The sequence below is a fragment of the Mariniflexile litorale genome (genome assembly GCF_031128465.2).
Taxonomy (GTDB): Bacteria; Bacteroidota; Bacteroidia; order Flavobacteriales; family Flavobacteriaceae; genus Mariniflexile; species Mariniflexile litorale.
The window spans coordinates 3,059,256-3,077,582 of record NZ_CP155618.1; the positions used below are offsets into that span (position 1 = coordinate 3,059,256).

General features: G+C 32.4%; 19 protein-coding genes. 12 read left to right on the plus strand and 7 right to left on the minus strand.

Annotation, left to right across the window (positions count from 1 at the left end; translation table 11 throughout):
• Positions 1-205: 205 nt before the first annotated feature.
• From QLS71_RS12800 to htpG, 5 genes are all read right to left on the minus strand, one after another.
• The gene (locus QLS71_RS12800; RefSeq protein ID WP_308992698.1) at positions 206-1,165 is read right to left on the minus strand and encodes a tRNA-dihydrouridine synthase family protein; all 960 of its coding nucleotides are present in this window, start codon (positions 1,163-1,165) and stop codon (positions 206-208) included.
• A 47-nt stretch (positions 1,166-1,212) separates the two neighbouring features.
• Positions 1,213-1,854 carry an MOSC domain-containing protein gene (locus QLS71_RS12805; protein WP_308992697.1) on the minus strand — a complete coding sequence of 214 codons (642 nt, stop codon included), beginning with the start codon at positions 1,852-1,854 and terminating at the stop codon, positions 1,213-1,215.
• 70 nt (positions 1,855-1,924) lie between these two features.
• A complete protein-coding gene (locus QLS71_RS12810; protein ID WP_308992696.1) occupies positions 1,925-2,374 on the minus strand; it encodes an FKBP-type peptidyl-prolyl cis-trans isomerase in 450 nt (149 codons plus the stop codon).
• A gap of 48 nt (positions 2,375-2,422) precedes the next feature.
• Positions 2,423-2,854: an META domain-containing protein gene (locus tag QLS71_RS12815; RefSeq protein WP_308992695.1), complete on the minus strand. Its 432-nt coding sequence runs from the start codon at positions 2,852-2,854 to the stop codon at positions 2,423-2,425.
• A gap of 175 nt (positions 2,855-3,029) precedes the next feature.
• On the minus strand, positions 3,030-4,943 hold the full coding sequence (gene htpG, locus QLS71_RS12820; RefSeq protein ID WP_308992694.1) for a molecular chaperone HtpG: 1,914 nt from the start codon (positions 4,941-4,943) through the stop codon (positions 3,030-3,032).
• A gap of 275 nt (positions 4,944-5,218) precedes the next feature.
• Between htpG and QLS71_RS12825 the strand changes: the two genes are divergently transcribed.
• Positions 5,219-6,226 (plus strand): beta-ketoacyl-ACP synthase III, encoded by a 1,008-nt coding sequence (locus QLS71_RS12825; protein ID WP_308992693.1) that lies wholly within the window; start codon positions 5,219-5,221, stop codon positions 6,224-6,226.
• A gap of 479 nt (positions 6,227-6,705) precedes the next feature.
• On the opposite strand, the gene QLS71_RS12830 is transcribed toward QLS71_RS12825, so the two are convergent.
• Positions 6,706-9,177, minus strand: coding sequence for an outer membrane beta-barrel family protein (locus QLS71_RS12830; RefSeq protein WP_308992692.1), 2,472 nt, complete (start codon positions 9,175-9,177; stop codon positions 6,706-6,708).
• 157 nt (positions 9,178-9,334) lie between these two features.
• Between QLS71_RS12830 and QLS71_RS12835 the strand changes: the two genes are divergently transcribed.
• The gene (locus QLS71_RS12835) at positions 9,335-9,697 is read left to right on the plus strand and encodes a CoA-binding protein (RefSeq protein ID WP_308992691.1); all 363 of its coding nucleotides are present in this window, start codon (positions 9,335-9,337) and stop codon (positions 9,695-9,697) included.
• Here QLS71_RS12835 and QLS71_RS12840 read toward each other — a convergent pair.
• Entirely contained in the window at positions 9,674-11,110 is a 1,437-nt protein-coding gene (locus QLS71_RS12840) for a sodium:solute symporter (protein ID WP_308992690.1), read from the minus strand. The genes QLS71_RS12835 and QLS71_RS12840 overlap by 24 nt on opposite strands.
• Before the next feature lie 120 nt (positions 11,111-11,230).
• Here QLS71_RS12840 and recR point away from each other — a divergent pair, with 120 nt between their 5' ends.
• The 10 genes from recR (at position 11,231) to QLS71_RS12890 (ending at position 18,230) form a co-directional block, all read left to right on the plus strand.
• On the plus strand, positions 11,231-11,848 hold the full coding sequence (gene recR / locus QLS71_RS12845; protein ID WP_308992689.1) for a recombination mediator RecR: 618 nt from the start codon (positions 11,231-11,233) through the stop codon (positions 11,846-11,848).
• A gap of 7 nt (positions 11,849-11,855) precedes the next feature.
• Complete coding sequence (locus QLS71_RS12850) at positions 11,856-12,956, plus strand: glycosyltransferase family 2 protein (protein WP_308992688.1); 1,101 nt, start codon at positions 11,856-11,858, stop codon at positions 12,954-12,956.
• A gap of 86 nt (positions 12,957-13,042) precedes the next feature.
• Positions 13,043-14,380, plus strand: a complete 1,338-nt coding sequence (locus tag QLS71_RS12855; RefSeq protein ID WP_308992687.1) for a dihydrolipoamide acetyltransferase family protein — start codon at positions 13,043-13,045, stop codon at positions 14,378-14,380.
• A 105-nt stretch (positions 14,381-14,485) separates the two neighbouring features.
• On the plus strand, positions 14,486-15,262 hold the full coding sequence (locus QLS71_RS12860) for a 3'-5' exonuclease (RefSeq protein WP_308992686.1): 777 nt from the start codon (positions 14,486-14,488) through the stop codon (positions 15,260-15,262).
• A gap of 79 nt (positions 15,263-15,341) precedes the next feature.
• Positions 15,342-15,953 (plus strand): fumarylacetoacetate hydrolase family protein, encoded by a 612-nt coding sequence (locus QLS71_RS12865; RefSeq protein WP_308992685.1) that lies wholly within the window; start codon positions 15,342-15,344, stop codon positions 15,951-15,953.
• A complete protein-coding gene (locus QLS71_RS12870; RefSeq protein ID WP_308992684.1) occupies positions 15,954-16,295 on the plus strand; it encodes an Hpt domain-containing protein in 342 nt (113 codons plus the stop codon).
• Positions 16,295-17,545: a competence/damage-inducible protein A gene (locus QLS71_RS12875; RefSeq protein ID WP_308992683.1), complete on the plus strand. Its 1,251-nt coding sequence runs from the start codon at positions 16,295-16,297 to the stop codon at positions 17,543-17,545. Before QLS71_RS12870 ends, QLS71_RS12875 begins: the two co-directional genes overlap by 1 nt.
• Before the next feature lie 83 nt (positions 17,546-17,628).
• Positions 17,629-17,865: a 50S ribosomal protein L28 gene (rpmB, locus tag QLS71_RS12880; protein ID WP_304390098.1), complete on the plus strand. Its 237-nt coding sequence runs from the start codon at positions 17,629-17,631 to the stop codon at positions 17,863-17,865.
• A 23-nt stretch (positions 17,866-17,888) separates the two neighbouring features.
• Positions 17,889-18,071 (plus strand): 50S ribosomal protein L33, encoded by a 183-nt coding sequence (rpmG, locus tag QLS71_RS12885; RefSeq protein ID WP_033959164.1) that lies wholly within the window; start codon positions 17,889-17,891, stop codon positions 18,069-18,071.
• Positions 18,072-18,077: 6 nt separating this feature from the next.
• Complete coding sequence (locus QLS71_RS12890) at positions 18,078-18,230, plus strand: DUF4295 domain-containing protein (RefSeq protein WP_117176235.1); 153 nt, start codon at positions 18,078-18,080, stop codon at positions 18,228-18,230.
• Positions 18,231-18,327: the final 97 nt, after the last annotated feature.

Here is an 18,327-nt window from a genome sequence, read left to right on the forward strand (position 1 = left end):
TGCTAAATGCTAAATGCTAAATGCTAAATGCTAAATGCTAAATGCTAAATGCTAAATGCTAAATGCTAAATGCTAAATGCTAAATGCTAAATGCTAAATGCTAAATGCTAAATGCTAAATGCTAAATGCTAAATGCTAAATGCTAAATGCTAAATGCTAAATGCTAAATGCTAAATGCTAAATGCTAAATGCTAAATGCTAAATGCTAAATGCTAAATGCTCTCTCGTTTTTCAAAATTTCGGCAACGGCTTGCGTATAATTTCTTGGGCTACCTGCTTTCTTAATTTTTTTATATGTTTTTTGTGGATTTGAAAACGACTGCGAAAAGTATTCCCAAAAACCTAACATTTTCATTTTGATGGGTGTGGGTCCAGAAAGCGCAGCGTCGTATTGCTGGTAAATGGTATCGTGAAATTCGCTGAAAATTTGCCAACGGTTGGCAGGGTATTCCGTGGTGTTGTTTTTAATCATGCTCGGTAAAAACGGATCTGCAATGAGGCCGCGACCAATCATAAAATGGTCGATGCTCGGGAAACGCTCTTGCATCTCTCTAAACTTGGCAACCGTAGTGATGTCACCATTATAATACAACTTATGTTTGGTGCTGTCTATACAACGCTGAAAAGCTTCTAAATTAACACCACCTTTATAAAGTTGCTTGCCAATACGTGCATGTATGGCGATGTTTTTAAGCGGATAGCTGTCTAAAATAGGGAATACATCCAAAATTTCTTCGGGTGTTTCGTAACCCATGCGCATTTTCATGGAGACAATAACATCGGTTTCATTATGAACACGTTTTAGAATGTGGTCAATTTTTTCGGGGTCGCAGATTAGTCCGGAACCCATGCCTTGCTTCGTAACCATAGGATAGGGACAGCCTAAATTCCAATTGAGTTCTTTGTAGCCTAATGATTGAATGTACTTCACCACAAAAAGAAAACCATCGGGATCGTTGGTCATCACCTGCGGAATAACCTCTAAAGTTGAATTATTTTCGAGTTGCAAATCGCGTTGATAAGACGACTTAATAACCATTTTACCATCCAACCGAATGTAGGGTGCATAAAACGTATCGATGCCGCCAAAGTAATGATGAAAAGCGTTACGGAACCGAAAGTCGGTAAAACCTTGTAAAGGTGAAGATAGAAGTGTAATGCTCATATTGTTTATAATTGAGCAAAGATATAAGAAAAATTAGCGTTAAGAACTTATATGGTTTTAATATATGAGTTAAAAATCACTCTTTTTTTAGGGGGTAGAGATTCGCTGTTTGCTGCAATATTCAATAAATTTTGATCTTTTTCTTTAGCAAAAGCCAAATGAAATAATTGGGCTACTGTTAAACTGTTTTCTGGTCGTTTAACTAATATAAATTCATCATTAACGGCGACAGTACCTTCTTTAAGAATACTTAAATAAGTACCTCCATAACCGTGTTCTATAAACTGTTTAAGTACAGCTTGTGTTCCAAACTTATAGCCAAATTTATAACAAGGTTCTCTATATTGTGCAATTCTAACCAAGGCTTCTCCAACTTTATATACATCACCAAGAAATACTTGGGTTTCATTGAAATTAGAAACAGTTAGATTTTCTCCAAATATACCCCAATTCCAGTTTAAGTTAGGATACAGTTTTTTCCAATAAGGGTATTGTTCTACTGAAAACATATAACAAGCTTTATATAAACCACCATGATGTTTGCGGTCTGATACTTCGTCTCCAATAACTTCATTTTTAGTTAGATAAATAGGATTGTTTGTTGGTGTTTTATAAATACCAGTTATTTCTTCTTTCCCATTCCAAATAAAGGTTGTTGGTTTTGCTATGTTGGTGGAGCGGATTTGCATAATATAAAAGTAATGAAAAAATCACCCTGTTTTTTACAAAGTGGTTTCGTATCAATTTAAAAAATAAGATTTAATTAATCGATATGAGTTCCACATCAAAAATTAATACAGAACCACCAGGAATGGTATAATAATCATTATTTCCATAACCTAAATGAGCTGGAACTAACAAAATACCACTGCCACCTTCTTTAAAATAAGGGATGCCTTCTGTCCATCCTTTTATAACTTGTTGTAAGTTAGTTGTATAGCCGTTAGTGTTTTGGTCAAAAACAGTACCGTTTAAGAAATAACCTTTATATGCAATGGTTACATCACTAGTTGCGGTAGGTTGTGCACCAGTGCCAGGAGTATCGATAACATAGTATAAACCCGAGCTACTTTTTTTGGCTGTTAAATTGTTTTCAGCAATATACGCTTGAATTTGTTCGTCGTTTTTAGTAACATAATCTACAGTTTCATCTTTGTTACAAGCTGTAAATAGGACGAAGGCAAAGGTTAATAATAAAATATTTTTCATAATTTTTTTTAAGCAAATATAATTTAATCAATTTAGTACAAAAACATATTAATCTACCTTTTTAAAACTCAGTATTTTGTTTCGGTTACTATCGTAAAAATATAAATTTAGGTTGTCTCTTTTGTAGCTTACAGCTTTGTTTAAAGCCTTATTATATTTATTAGGAATATCCATGTTGAAACACATTTTTCTGGTTGAAGCTAAAGGACCAAGAGCAATGTTTTCCGAAGTTAAATTTTTGATACCTCCTGTGTAGTTGTTACAGCCATCGGTTCCAAACACTTTCATTTCAGTAACGTTTATTTCTAAGTTAGGAACGTTTTCAGTTGTAGGAATAGGTTCTTCGTTAATGTGAGTCGCTGCCCAAATATCGTGTAAAACCATTTTTATGTTTTGTGTTTTCGCGGTTTTTGTTGAAGTGCAAGATGTGCCTAATGCAATTAGAAGTACTAAAGCAGCACTAATTTTTAATGATTTCATATGATTTTTTTAAATTAATTTTTCTTTTAAGTATTCAAAGGTCTTGCCAATTTTGAAAATATGAATTTAATAAAATAGTATTTTGAAGAGTTTTAATAAAAAAACCACTCTGTTTTCACAAAGTGGTTTTGGTTTATTTTCAACAGATTGCTTCACTGTGTTCGCAATGACGTTTCTATTTAATCATTTCATAACTACGCTTAATAAATTTGGTAAGTTCTTCACCTTTTAATAAGCCTTGAGATAAACGTGCTAAATCTAAACTTTGTGTAATTAAACGTTCTTGTTTAGGCTTCGTTTTTGTTTCTAAAATTTCGCCAACTAATTTAGAGTTTGTGTTCACTACTAAATTGTACATCTCTGGCATACTGCCCATACCGAACATACCGCCACCGCCACCAGATTGTTGCATCTCTTTCATTCGGCGCATAAATTCTGGTTGTGTGATGATAAATGGAGAAGCATCACTATCCATTGCTTCCAATTGAACCATGAATTTTTCTGAAGGAATCACTTCTTTTAACAGTGTTTCTAAAGTTGTTTTTTGCTCTTCACTTAATTTAGAAATTGTTGTTTCTTCTTTCTTGATTAAATTATCAATATGGTCGCCATCAACACGTGCAAACGTTATGTTTTCTTTGGTGCTTTCTAATTTTTGAATTAAATGCGATACAATTGGAGAATCTAGCAATAACACTTCATAACCTTTTGCTTTAGCAGTTTCAATATAACTGTGTTGCGCATCTTGGTTTGAAGCATAAAGAATGATTAATTTACCATCTTTATCGGTCTGATTATCTTTTATTTTGTTGAATAATTCTTCGTATGTATAGTAAGTACCATCAACCGTAGGATAGAGTGCGAATGCATCTGCTTTTTCAAAGAATTTATCTTCTGAAAGCATTCCATATTCAATTACAATTTTAATATCGTTCCATTTAGCTTCAAAATCCTCACGATTTTCATTAAATAGCGATTTTAATTTATCGGCTACTTTTCTAGTAATGTAAGACGAAATCTTTTTTACAGCACCATCAGCTTGTAAATAAGAACGAGAAACGTTTAATGGAATGTCTGGAGAATCAATAACACCACGAAGCATGGTTAAAAATTCTGGAACAATACCTTCAACATTATCAGTAACATATACTTGGTTTTGGTACAGCTGAATTTTATCTTTTTGTATTTGCATATCCTGACCCATTTTTGGGAAATACAAAATACCAGTTAAGTTGAATGGATAATCAACATTTAAATGAATGTTGAATAACGGTTCTTCAAACTGCATCGGGTATAATTCTCGATAAAAAGCTTTATAATCTTCATTTTGTAAATCGGCTGGTTGTTTTGTCCAAGCCGGATTTGGATTATTTATAATATTGTCAACAGTAATTTTGCGTTGAGGCTCTTTGGTTTCTTTACCGTCTTTATCAGTAATTGTTGCTGGTTCATGCTCTGGATCATTAATTTCCTTAGTTCCAAATTTAATAGGAATAGGCATAAATTTATTATACTTCTGAAGTAATGCACTAATGCGAGATTCTTCTAAAAACTCAGTAGAGTCCGCAGCAATATGAAGGATGATTTCAGTGCCTCTTTCTGTTCTGTCTGAAGCTTCTAAATTAAACTCAGGTGATCCATCACAAGTCCAATGAGCTGCAGGCGCATCAGTATGTGATTTGGTAATAATCTCCACTTTTTCGGCAACCATAAATGCTGAATAAAACCCAAGACCAAAATGACCTATAATACCAGAATCTTTAGCAGAATCTTTGTATTTATCTAAAAACTCTTCTGCACCAGAAAATGCTACTTGGTTTATGTATTTTTCAACCTCTTCGGCAGTCATACCTAAACCTTGGTCGATAACATGAAGTTTTTTGCCTTCTTTATCAATTTTAACTTCAATTTGTGGGTTACCGTATTCCGATTTAGATTCTCCAATACTTGTAAGGTGCTTCAGCTTTAAAGTAGCATCGGTACCATTACTAATTAACTCACGTAAAAATATCTCGTGGTCACTGTACAAGAATTTTTTAATAAGTGGGAAAATGTTTTCTACTGAAACATTAATACTTCCTTTTGCCATAATAAATTATTATTTTTTCTTTTCCGCAAAAGCGAAAAAAGGGTTATACTTAAATTTAACTAACTCTTTACTGGTAGTCAAAAAAAGTACCAAGAGTAAGAATGTGACAAACTGACACGACTTTTTTTATAAAAAAAAGTAAATCCCAAATGTTGTAAACCCCAAATTTCAATTGCTTAGAAGTTAATTGTTCGATTGGAATTTGGAATTTGTTTTTGAGTTATTGGAATTTCGTTTCAGTTGTTGTACTTTGTAAGTATAAAACAAGTAGGGATATGTACAATTCAAAAATAATAGGATTAGGTAAATATGTGCCAGATAATGTGGTAACAAATGATGATTTATCTAAAATGATGGATACCAATGATGCGTGGATACAAGAGCGAACAGGTATTAAAGAACGTCGTTGGATTAAAGAAGGGACCGATGATACTTCGGCAACTATGGGTGCTAAAGCTGCTAAAATTGCCATAGAACGTTCTGGTTTAGCTAAAGATGACATCGATTTTATTGTGTTTGCAACATTAAGTCCTGATTATTATTTCCCAGGTTGTGGGGTGCAAATTCAAGATTTATTAGATATGGGAACTATTGGAGCACTAGATGTTAGAAATCAATGTTCAGGATTTGTGTATGCCATTTCGGTAGCCGACCAGTTTATTAAAACGGGCATGTATAAAAATATATTAGTTATTGGTGCCGAGTATCATAGCAACGGATTGGATAAGTCTACCCGTGGTCGTGGTGTTACTGTTATTTTTGGAGATGGAGCAGGGGCTTGTGTTTTAACAAGAGAAGAAGATACTACAAAAGGAATTTTATCAACCCATTTGCATAGCGAAGGCAAGTATGCTGATAAGTTGATTGTTGCTTCACCAAGTATTGCGCATTGGGTACCAGAAATAATAGAAGCAGGTGAAGAAGATATATCCTATTTCCCATATATGGATGGAACCTTTGTATTTAAACATGCAGTGGTTCGGTTTAGTGAGGTGATTATGGAAGGTTTAGCTAAAAATAATCTTAAAAAAGAAGATGTTGATATGTTGATTCCACACCAAGCTAATTTACGTATTGCTCAATTTATTCAAAGTAAGTTTGGATTACGTGATGATCAAGTGTTTAATAACATTATGAAGTATGGTAACACAACAGCAGCTTCTGTAATTATTGCACTTACCGAAGCCTGGGAAGAAGGCAAAATAAAACCAGGAGATAACGTGGTACTTGCTGCTTTTGGGAGTGGTTTTACGTGGGGAAGTGCTATTATTAAATGGGTATAAGTTTTAGAATATATAAAAAACGAAAAGCCCAAAACTTAAAGGTTTTGGGCTTTTCTAGCTATTAATCAACTTCAACTAACACTTTACTATTGTGAAGGTTCTATTATACTAGCGTATAAAGCTGTTAAATATTGCATTAGGTTTTCTATTTAACTCATTTTTAACACAATAAAAAAACTCGAAAGATAATTTTTCGAGTTTTTGTAATAAGGATACAAATCTTTAGTACGAAATTTTTTACGCGAAGGTGACTAATTCTTATAATAATTATTTTCCGCTTGGCTAGATTGTATAATTAGTATAACGTTTTGACAGTGTGTGTATTGTGTGTGTGTAATGGTTTTATTAAACTTTAACATTTCAATGTCTTAGATATTAAAAAGCAAAAGCCCAAAGTATTTTCAACTTTGGACTTTTTTATTTAATTGCCTAACAAAAATACTAACCATCAATTATTAAGTAGGCCATTAAACTAAAGATTACATGAAACCGCCACCGCCAGATTCTTCATTTTTATCTCTGTTTTTTCTAGCTTTAGCACGGTATTTTCCACCACCAAATCTATAAGATAAACCAGCATTCCAGGTGTTGCTTTCCCAATTAAAAGCACCGTTTTGTACAAATGGTTTTTTGCCATTAAAAGCAAATTCCATAGTATCAAAAATATCATTAAAATTTAAGCTAAAAGTACCTTTTCCTTCTGCAAAACCAACGCGTGCCCCTAGATTTACAAAATACATGGGATCTCGAACAAACTGTAATGATTTGTCTTTTCCTCTATATAAACCAAATGCAGTAAGCGAAACCGTTTTGCTTAAAGCAAAGTTGTTATACATTCTGAAATTCCAAGTAACGTTATCAACCTCGCTAATTGTTGTTTCTATATCGTCTATGGTGGCAGTCTCTATAGGAGCGGTTAAGTTTTCAGCAATACCTTTGCTAACTTGAGAGTATATATCGAAACTTGAGTTAATACTCCACCATTTTACAGGTTTGTAATTAGATGATAATTCAAAACCAGAAGAAGATGTTTTTCCAAAATTGTCATGTGTTAATATAACGCGTCCAGAATTAATGTCACTTCTGTCTATAAATAAAGCTCTATTAATATCATCATTTATTATTCTATAAAATACACCACCAGTAACCGTTCCTTTTTTATTATTTAATGTGCGGGTATAATTTGCTTCAATCGAATTAGTAAATTGAGGCGTTAAATTAATATTTCCGTAAGAAGAAATTAAAGGAGTACTCCATTCTTTAATGGGATTAACTTGATCTATTCCTGGGCGATCAACCCTACGGCTATAACTTAATTGATACGAATTTTTATCTGAAGGCGAATATGTAATAAAGGCCGATGGATATAATTCAAAATAATCGTTATTAAAAGTTTGTGTGCTTTCTGCTTCAGACGATAAGGCTACTGCATCTTCTTTTACATTTTCAGCGCGTAATCCAATTTGGAAAGTCATTTTTTCAAAATTTTTACTATAAGTAGCATAACCAGAATAAATATCTCTAGTATAATCAAAATTAGTACTTGGCGTGGGTCTTAAAAGACCTTCATTATTTAAACTTTGTCCTGTAGAGGCATATGTAATATCAGAATTAAATAAACGCGCTTGTAAGCCCAATTCTAATTTTGTGGTTTCAGTTAATGGGTTTACATAATCTAAATTTGCTGTTGTACTTTTTCTATCCGTATTATTAAAGTCTTTGTAGTCTTCATTCGAACCTAATAAAAACATAAAATCGGCCGGTCTTTCGTCATCAAAAACATTATAATCTAATTCTAATTCTATATTGTGTCCCTCTTTTGAAAAATCGTGTTTATAATCAAAGTTGTATTGAGAAGAAGTGTTATCACTATTTGAAATAAATAGTTGTTTTTGATTGTATGTGTTATCATCATTAAATATAGCATCAGTTTGTCCTTCAGTACTACTATCTGATGTGTTTTGAGTTGTAAATATAGATATGGTATTTTTATCATCTAAATAATAATCAACACCAACTTTGTATAAATGAGACTGTCTTTTATCTAAAAATTTGAAAATTTGTTCAGAATTGTTTTCGGGTCTAGATATAAAACCTTTATTTCTGTTTTTAGAAATATTGTTACTATAACTGCCATATATATTAAATTTTCCGGTGCGGTAATTCATGTCTAATGAACTATTAAATTTAGCCTCTATTTGGTGGGTTAAACCAATACTTACATTCCCATTAAAACCTACCATGGTATTTTTGTGCAGTATAATATTTATAATTCCACTCATGCCTTCAGGATTGTATTTTGCTGAAGGGTTGGTAATTAATTCTATTGATTTTATAGCTGTTGAAGGAATTTGTTTTAACAATTGAGCGGTAGGTATGTTTGATAATTTACCATCTACCATAACACGTACATTAGAATTCCCACGTAAGCTAATATCACCAGTTTGAGCATCTACACTTACAGATGGAATACCAATCATTAATTCTGAGGCACTTCCTGTTGCCGCTAAATCTTTACCTATGGTAATAACTTTTCTATCTACTTTTTGTTGAATTGTAGAGGTTTCGGCAACTACGATAACTTCGTCTAAACCTTCGGCAGTTTCCTCTAAAAATATGTTACCTAAGTTTATATTGTAATTTCCTTTATTAATTGAAACTTCTTTTCTAAGAGTTTTATATCCAATATATTGGATGCTTACTATTATTTTGCCTTCTTCAATTTTTTCAATTTTAAAGCTCCCATCTTCAGAAGTAATACCACCAGTTAGAATTTCTTCTTTAGTATTTTTTATAATAATATTTACATAAGGTAAGGGTTGCTTAAGAGTAGCGTCTAATACTATTCCTGATATAGTACCAGTTTTGTCGTCGGGTGATTTTAGTGTAGTGGCATGGGTATTATTAACTATTGAAAATAATAAAGCACATGCTAAAAATAATTTTTTCATTCGATTGTATTTTTTGATTGATTATAATTTAGACGATGGATTTTTTTTTTTGTTACTATAATTTATAATGAATTAACACTTTTTAACATTTTATTAAATAAAACCTCAAATGATATTCAGAATATGGTTTTGAGTTTTAAATAACAAATATTAACAAATGAATAAAAAAACATTGGTGTTTGGAGCATCATTAAACCCTAGTAGATATTCTAATTTTGTAATTCAAAAATTGACGAGTCGAGATATTGAAACCGTGGCTTTTGGTTTAAGAAAAGGTGTAGTAGCAGGTGTGAGCATTGCTACAGAATTGTTGTCTTTTAAAGATTTGCATACCGTAACTTTATATTTGAATGCCAATAACCAGAAAGCATATTATGATTATATAGTTTCATTAAAACCGAAACGTGTTATTTTCAACCCAGGTACCGAGAATCCTGAATTTTATAAGATTTTAAAAAAACATGATATTTCTTTTGAAGTAGCCTGTTCGTTAGTGTTACTTTCTACGAATCAATATTAACCCTAAAAATGTAAGTAATCCGTTTAATATTAAGATAAAGAATCCAAATTCAAACCCCAACCATTTTGTGCTATTTACACTTATTATATAAGATAAGATAGGCGATAGAATAGCTATCATGGGTACTAGTTTATCTTTAACCTGCCATTTGGTAAAGAGTCCAAAACTGTAAAGTCCTAACAGCGGTCCATAGGTATAACCTGCAAAAACAAATAGTTTTGAAATAACGCTTTCGTCCTTAATAATATATTTAAACGCTACAATGACCAATATTAATAGAAGCGAAATTAAAATGTGAATTCGCTTTCTAATAGTAATTTGTTTGGTCTTATCGTATTTTTTTTCAATATCTAAAATATCAATACTAAACGATGTTGTTAATGCTGTTAAAGCACTATCGGCACTGCTGTAAGCGGCAGCTATCAAACCAATAAGAAAGAAAATAAAAATACCAACTCCCAAATGGTTTTTTGCAAGTAACGGGAATAACTCATCTTTATGAGCATCAATACCAAGTTGTTGTGCATATACTGTTAAAAGTAAGCCTAAGCTTAAAAAGATAAAATTTACCACAGTCAAGACAATCGTAAACCAGAACATATTTTTTTGGGCATCTTTAAGCGATTTGCATGTTAAGTTTTTTTGCATCATGTCTTGGTCTAAACCAGTCATGACTATCGCAATAAATGCCCCAGAAATAAATTGTTTCCAAAAGTAATTACTAGATTTAAAATCATCGAAAAAGAAAGTTTTAGATAAATCGCTATCTAAAATATATCCTAAAAGATTTCCGCCACTAATGCCCAAATCGGTACTTACGTAATAAATAGAAACGCCCACAGCAATAAGCATGAATAAAGTTTGAAGGGAATCGGTCCAAATAATGGTTTTTATGCCTGATTTAAATGTGTAGAGCCAAATTAAAGCTACGGTTATAGTCACGGTTTGCCAAAATTCGACACCCAATTCATCAAATAGTATAATTTGTAACACGTTTGCAACTAAATATAATCTAAAACTAGCACCAACAACCCGAGAAATTAAAAAGAACGAAGCACCTGTTTTGTATGCATAGTTTCCAAAACGCTCATCTAAATAGGAGTATATAGATGTTAAATTAAGCTTGTAATATAAAGGAAGTAGTACAGTTCCAATTACCAAATACCCCACAATATAACCTAATACCACTTGCATGTAGCTAAATTGTGAAGCTTCAATCCAGCCAGGAACTGAAATAAATGTAACACCAGATAAGGAGGCTCCAATCATTCCAAAAGCGACTAAATACCAAGGTGCCGATTTGTTTGCTTTAAAAAAAGCGTCGTTAGAGTCTTCTTTTCCAGTAAAATAGGATATTAAAATTAAAATTCCAAAGTAACCAGCAATAAGTAGAATAATTTGTGTAGCGCTCATGTGTTTAAATTATGTAGCCAAAATACAAAATTAGTTTGCAGTCTTCGTTTTTAATACTTAGATTTTATTCTTTGATAAAGCCTTCTTTCAGTTGTGCTAAAAAGTATTAAATTCGCAGCTATGGAATTTTCATCTAAATTACTTGAGCGTGCCGTTAACGAAATGTCGCAGTTACCAGGAATTGGTAAACGTACCGCGTTGCGCTTGGTACTACATATGCTTAAGCAACCTAAAGAGCAAACAACGGTATTAGCAGAAGCCTTGCAAAACATGCGAAATGATATCAAATTTTGTAAATCCTGTCATAACATTAGTGATGTTCATTTATGTGAAATTTGTTCAAATCCTAACAGGGACGAAACCCTTGTTTGTGTAGTAGAGGATATCCGCGATGTCATGGCTATAGAAAACACCAGTTCTTTTAAAGGTTTGTACCATGTTTTAGGAGGGAAAATTTCACCAATGGATGGGATAGGTCCACATGATTTAAACATTATTTCGTTAGTAAATAAAGTAAAGGAAGGCAAAATAAAAGAACTCATATTTGCACTAAGTTCAACCATGGAAGGGGATACTACCAATTTTTATATTTTCAAACAAATTCAGGATTACAAAGTTTTTACATCCACTATTGCTAGAGGGATCTCGGTAGGAGACGAATTGGAATATGCCGATGAGATTACTTTAGGAAGAAGTATTGTTAATAGAGTGCCGTTTGAATCTTCTCTAAAATTATAATGAACTGTTGAAGTTATCCATTGTCATACTAAATTATAATGTACAGTACTTTTTAGAACTTTGTTTAAAAAGTGTAAACGCAGCTATCAGAACTATAGATGCAGAAATTATTGTAGTTGATAATAATTCTGAAGATAAAAGTTGCGAAATGGTTAAAGACTTATTTCCAGACGTTATATTAATTGAGAATAAGGAAAACATTGGTTTCTCTAAAGGAAATAATATAGGTGTTTCTCGTGCAAAAGGAGTCTATTTGTGTATATTAAACCCAGATACGGTTGTTGCAGAAGATACGTTTACCTCGCTTTTAAAATTTGCAGAAAGTAAAAGCCAACTGGGGATTGTAGGATGCAGACTTATAAACGGAGCAGGTATTTTTCTTCCAGAAAGTAAACGAAATATTCCTTATATAAGTGCGGCTTTTAAAAAAGCATGCGGAAATTCAAAATCCTATTACGCCAATCATTTAAGTGAAAATGAAACAGGAAAAGCCGATATTTTAGTAGGTGCTTTTATGTTGATGAAGCGAGAAGTCTACCATAAATTAGATGGATTTGATGAAGATTATTTTATGTATGGTGAAGATATCGATTTGTCTTATAAAATGTTAAAATCGGGTTATGATAATTACTATTTTGGAGAAACAACAGTTATTCATTACAAAGGAGAAAGCACATTAAGAGATAAATATTATGCACGTCGTTTTTATGGAGCTATGCAAATATTCTATAAAAAGCATTTTAAGAAAAACGTGTTTTTCGATATGTTTGTGTGGCTTGGTATTAGGTTGGTTTATTTGTTTAGAAAATCACATGTAAATAAAAAAAAACAGGTTAATGGTTATGTTTTTATTTCAGATGAAATGAATAACGCATTAAAAGCTGTTTTGTCAAAAAAAATAAACTTAAAGCATAATTTTGAAAACATTGAAAACGATACCGAAGTTATTTTTGATGCTAATAAATTAAGTTATAAAGAGATTATTTTAATGATGAATGACGCTGAAAAAAACAAATCTATTACATTTAAAATATTACCTAAACAATCTAATTTTATACTAGGCAGCAATGATACCACAAGTAGAGGTGAAATTGTTATTATAAACTAGTTTTTGTTGTAAATTATTTAAAAAAATCAATGTTTTTTAAGTAATTTTGCAAGCGTAAATTAAAAAAGAAGTATTATATTATTGATATGGCAAAGTTTGAACTTAAATTACCCAAAATGGGAGAAAGTGTTGCAGAGGCAACTATAACATCTTGGTTAAAAGAAGTGGGAGATACTATAGAATTAGATGAAGCGGTATTGGAAATAGCTACTGACAAGGTTGATAGCGAAGTGCCAAGCGAAGTGGATGGTGTTTTAATTGAGAAATTTTTTAATGTAGATGATATTGTTCAAGTAGGACAAACTATAGCCATTATTCAAACAGATAAAAATGACGATGACGATGACGATGTTAATGTAGAAGAAGTTTCAGAAGCACCATCAAATGAATCTCTTATAAAAGAAGAAAAAGCAGCAGAATTTGTAAGTCAATCCATTGCCGTTGCTAAAGAAACCGTAGCCTCTGTAGTTTCTAGTGAAGATCGTTTTTATTCACCATTAGTTAAAAATATAGCTAAAGAAGAAGGTGTTTCTCAACAAGAGCTTGATAATATTGTTGGAACAGGTATTGATAATCGAGTTACTAAAAGTGATATTTTAAATTATATTCAAAATAGGGAAGGTGAAGCAGCGGCTTCTGAAATTGAAACTCCAGTTGTTAAGGCGATACAACCTGAAAAGGTAAAATCAACTCCAGCACCTCCTGTGGTTAGCGGAGAAGATGAAATTATTGAAATGACTAGAATGGGCAAAATTATTGCACACCATATGGTTGATTCTGTTCAAACATCCGCGCACGTACAAAGTTTTATAGAAGCTGATGTTACGAAGATATGGAATTGGAGAAATAAAGTAAAGGAAGCATTTTTTAAACGTGAAGGTGAAAATTTAACTTTTACACCTATTTTTATGGAAGCAGTAGCTAAAGCGCTTCGCGATTTTCCTATGATGAACATTTCATTGCAAGGAGATACCATCGTTAAAAAGAAAAACATAAACTTAGGAATGGCGGCATCGCTAGCCGACGGCAATTTAATAGTGCCTGTAATTAAAAATGCAGACCAACTTAATTTGGTTGGTATGACAAAACAAGTTAATGATTTAGCAAATCGAGCTAGAGCAAATCAGCTAAAACCAGACGACGTACAAGGAGGTACTTATACAGTTACCAATGTGGGAACGTTTGGAAGTATTATGGGGACGCCTATTATAAACCAACCCCAAGTTGGTATTTTGGCTTTAGGCGTGATACGTAAAGTGCCTGCAGTTATTGAAACTAGTGAAGGGGATTTTATAGGCATTCGTTACCGCATGTTTTTATCTCATTCTTATGACCATCGTGTTGTAAATGGTGCTTTAGGTGGTCAATTTGTAAAAGCTGTTAAAGATTACCTAGAAGCTTGGGATAGTAATAGGGAAATATAATCTTAATCATTATAAAATTTAAAAACCTAACCTTAAAACGTTGGGTTTTCTTATTTTTGTAATTGTCTACATAAAGACAGATTATTCAACAGAAAAATTAAACTAATGAATTTAAACCTCACCAAGCCTATTTGTTTTTTCGACCTAGAAACAACAGGAATCAATATAACATCCGATCGTATCGTGGAAATCGCTGTTTTAAAAGTATACCCTAACGGAAAGGAAGAAAGCAAAACATGGTTGGTAAATCCAGAAATGACAATTCCTCAGGAAGTTATAGCCATTCATGGTATAAGCAATGAAGATGTAGCCGATAAACCAACGTTTAAAGAAATAGCTAAAGATGTTTATAATATGATTAAAGATTCCGATTTGGGGGGCTTTAACTCAAATAGATTTGATATTCCCTTATTAGCTGAAGAATTGTTGCGTGCTGAGGTAGATTTCGATATGAAAAACCGTGTGGCTGTAGATGTGCAAACCATTTTTCATAAAATGGAACAGCGTACTTTAAGCGCTGCTTATAAGTTTTATTGTCACCAAGAATTGGAAGGTGCACATGGTGCCGAAGCAGATACGAGAGCGACTTATGAAGTGTTAAAAGCACAAATAGATAGATACGATGAAATTGAAAACGATACCAAGTTTTTAGCCGAGTTTAGCTCAAGAAAGCAATTTGCAGATTTCGCAGGTTTTATAGCTTTTAACAAAAAAGGAGAAGAATGTTTTTCATTCGGAAAACATAAAGGAAAATTAGTTACCGATGTTTTAGAAAACGAACCAGGGTATTTTGGGTGGTTATTAAATGCCGATTTTCCGCTGTACACGAAAAAAGTGTTGACAGCCATAAAACTTAGAAGTTTTAATAATAAGTTAGGGTAGCGTTTAGTTGTATGTTGTGGAATCGTTTATTTGTTAACAACTCCACAACAAACAACTCCACAACAAACAATAGTCAAAAATGAAAATCATCTGCATCGGTCGTAATTACACCGAACATATCAAAGAATTGGAGAACGAAAAGCCGTCAGATCCAGTGGTGTTTTTAAAACCAGATACGTCTATTCTGTTAAAAAAACAACCGTTCTTTATTCCCGATTTTTCAAATGATGTGCATTATGAAGTGGAGATTTTAGTTAAAATTAATAGAATAGGGAAGCATATCGATAAGAAATTTGCTTACAAATATTATGATGAAATAGGACTAGGAATCGATTTTACAGCACGCGATTTACAAAGCGAATTAAAAGAAAAAGGCTTGCCTTGGGAAAAAGCAAAATCGTTTGATGGTGCTGCAGTTGTAGGGAAATGGTTGCCAGTGTCAGATGTTAGTGATGTGAATACTATTGAGTTTTCTTTAAAAAAGAATGATAATATTGTACAATTAGGAAATACAAGCCACATGCTTTGGAAAATTGATGAATTAATAGAATATGTGTCAAAATATTTTACTTTAAAGATTGGAGATATTATATTTACAGGAACTCCTGCAGGAGTTGGCAAAGTACTTGCAAATGATAAACTAAAAGGATTTATAGAAGACAAAGAAATGTTTTCAATAACAATTAAATAAATGGAACAACATTACAAACTATTTAGGGTACGCGAGTTAGCAGATAATGACGAGGATTTTATAGCAACTTTAGCCGAAGCTTTTTTGGAAGAAGTGCCAGAGGATGCGGAACGATTAAAAAAAGCAGTAGCAGAAAAAGATTATTATAATACATATCAAGCGGCTCATAAAATGAAACCAACAATCGATTTATTCGAATTAGGAGTGCTTGATGTTTTAATTGAAGTACAAGATTGGGGTAAATTTGAAAAAAGAGATTTAGATATTTCTTCTCAATTGGAAATTGTTCTTTCAGCTGTAGAAAACACGATTGCCGAAATAAAATCAGATTTTAATCTATAATGTTAGCTGAAATAATCACCATAGGTGACGAACTTTTAATTGGTCAAGTCATTGATACCAATTCTGGATTTATTGCAAAACATCTTAATAAAATAGGTATATCTGTATATCAAATTACATCGATTCAAGATGATAAAGCGCATATACTTAAAGCTTTAAAAGATGCCGAAAACAATGTAGATATTGTTATTCTTACAGGTGGTTTAGGGCCAACAAAAGATGATATTACCAAAAAAACCATAGCCGAATATTTTAACGACACACTTATTAATGATGTTTCCGTTATAGAAAATATCGAAGAGTTATGGAAGCACTATACTGGAGGTTTGCTACTGCAAGTAAATAGAGATCAGGCTCTTGTGCCTTCAAAAGCAACAGTACTTATGAATAAATTGGGTACAGCTCCTGGTATGTGGATGGAAAAAGATAATAAAGTTTTTATTTCACTCCCTGGTGTGCCTTACGAAATGAATGCCTTGATTGAAGAATCGGTTATTCCAAAGTTAAAAGAAAAATATAATTGTCCTTACATTTTGCACAAAACCTTATTGGTATATGGTATAGGTGAAAGTGCTTTGGCAGAACGTATTGAAGCATGGGAAGATGCTTTACCAAAACACATTAAATTAGCCTATTTACCAAGTTTAGGTAAAATGAGGTTACGTTTATCGTCAAAAGGTTTCAATGTTCAAGAAGTTATAGACAGTGTTCAAAAGGAAATAGATAAAGTGATTCCATTAATAAAAAATGAATTTGCTGGTTTTGAAGAAGAAGAAGGCTCGGTAGAAGTTGTTATAGCTAAACAATTAAATAAATTAGGAAAAACTTTAGCCATTGCCGAAAGTTGTACGGGAGGTATGATAGCCGAACAATTTACAGCACACCCTGGAGCGTCAGCTTATTTTAAGGGTGGCGTAGTGACCTATTCAACAGAATCTAAAATCAATGTTTTAGGTGTTTTAAGAGAAGATGTTGATGCTTTTTCAGTGGTAAGTAAACAGGTTGCAGAGTCTATGGCTAGTAATGCATTAAAAATCTTTCAATCAGATTACGCTGTCGCAACAACAGGAAATGCGGGACCCACTAAAGGCGATTCAGAAGCCGAAGTTGGTACAGTTTATATTGCCATTGCTACACATAACGGCGTATATTCAGAAAAGTTTATGTTAGGAAATCACCGTATAAAAGTTATTAATAAGGCAGTAAATAAGGCCTTAGAAATGCTTCTAAAAGAAATTTTTAAAAATTGATTATATTTAAGTTGTTGTAATATAAAGAATTTGTATATTTGCACCTCGATTTTAAGCAACAAGAAATTTAAAGTTATATAATAATGTCAAGAGTTTGTGAACTTACAGGTAAGAAGGCAATGGTTGGAAACAACGTGTCTCATGCAATGAATAAAACTAAACGCAGATTTAATGCGAACTTAGTAAAGAAACGTTTTTACATTCCAGAAGAAGACAGCTGGATAACTTTAAAAGTTTCTACATCTGCTCTAAAAACTATCAACAAAATAGGTATTTCTGCAGCGATTAAGGATGCGAAATCTAAAGGATTTTTAAAATAATAGCTGTATAATAAGTAAAAAAAATGGCAAAGAGAGGTAATAGAATACAAGTAATATTAGAATGTACAGAGCATAAAGAATCTGGTCAACCTGGAACTTCAAGGTACATTACTACTAAAAATAAAAAGAATACGCCAGATAGAATGGAGATTAAAAAATTCAATCCTATCCTTAAGCGTATGACAGTTCATAAAGAGATAAAATAATAAGTCATGGCAAAGAAAACAGTAGCATCGTTACAAACATCTTCTAAAAGATTAACCAAAGCGATTAAAATGGTAAAATCACCTAAAACAGGTGCCTACATGTTTGTTGAATCAATCATGTCTCCAGAATTTGCAGACGACTTTTTCAACAAAAAGTAAAAACAAACTTTTTAAAATATATATAGCTGCTTTCATGATAGGAAGCAGCTTTTTTATGTTTAAATTTGAAGTGTTTCTGCCATAATTGCAGTAAAAA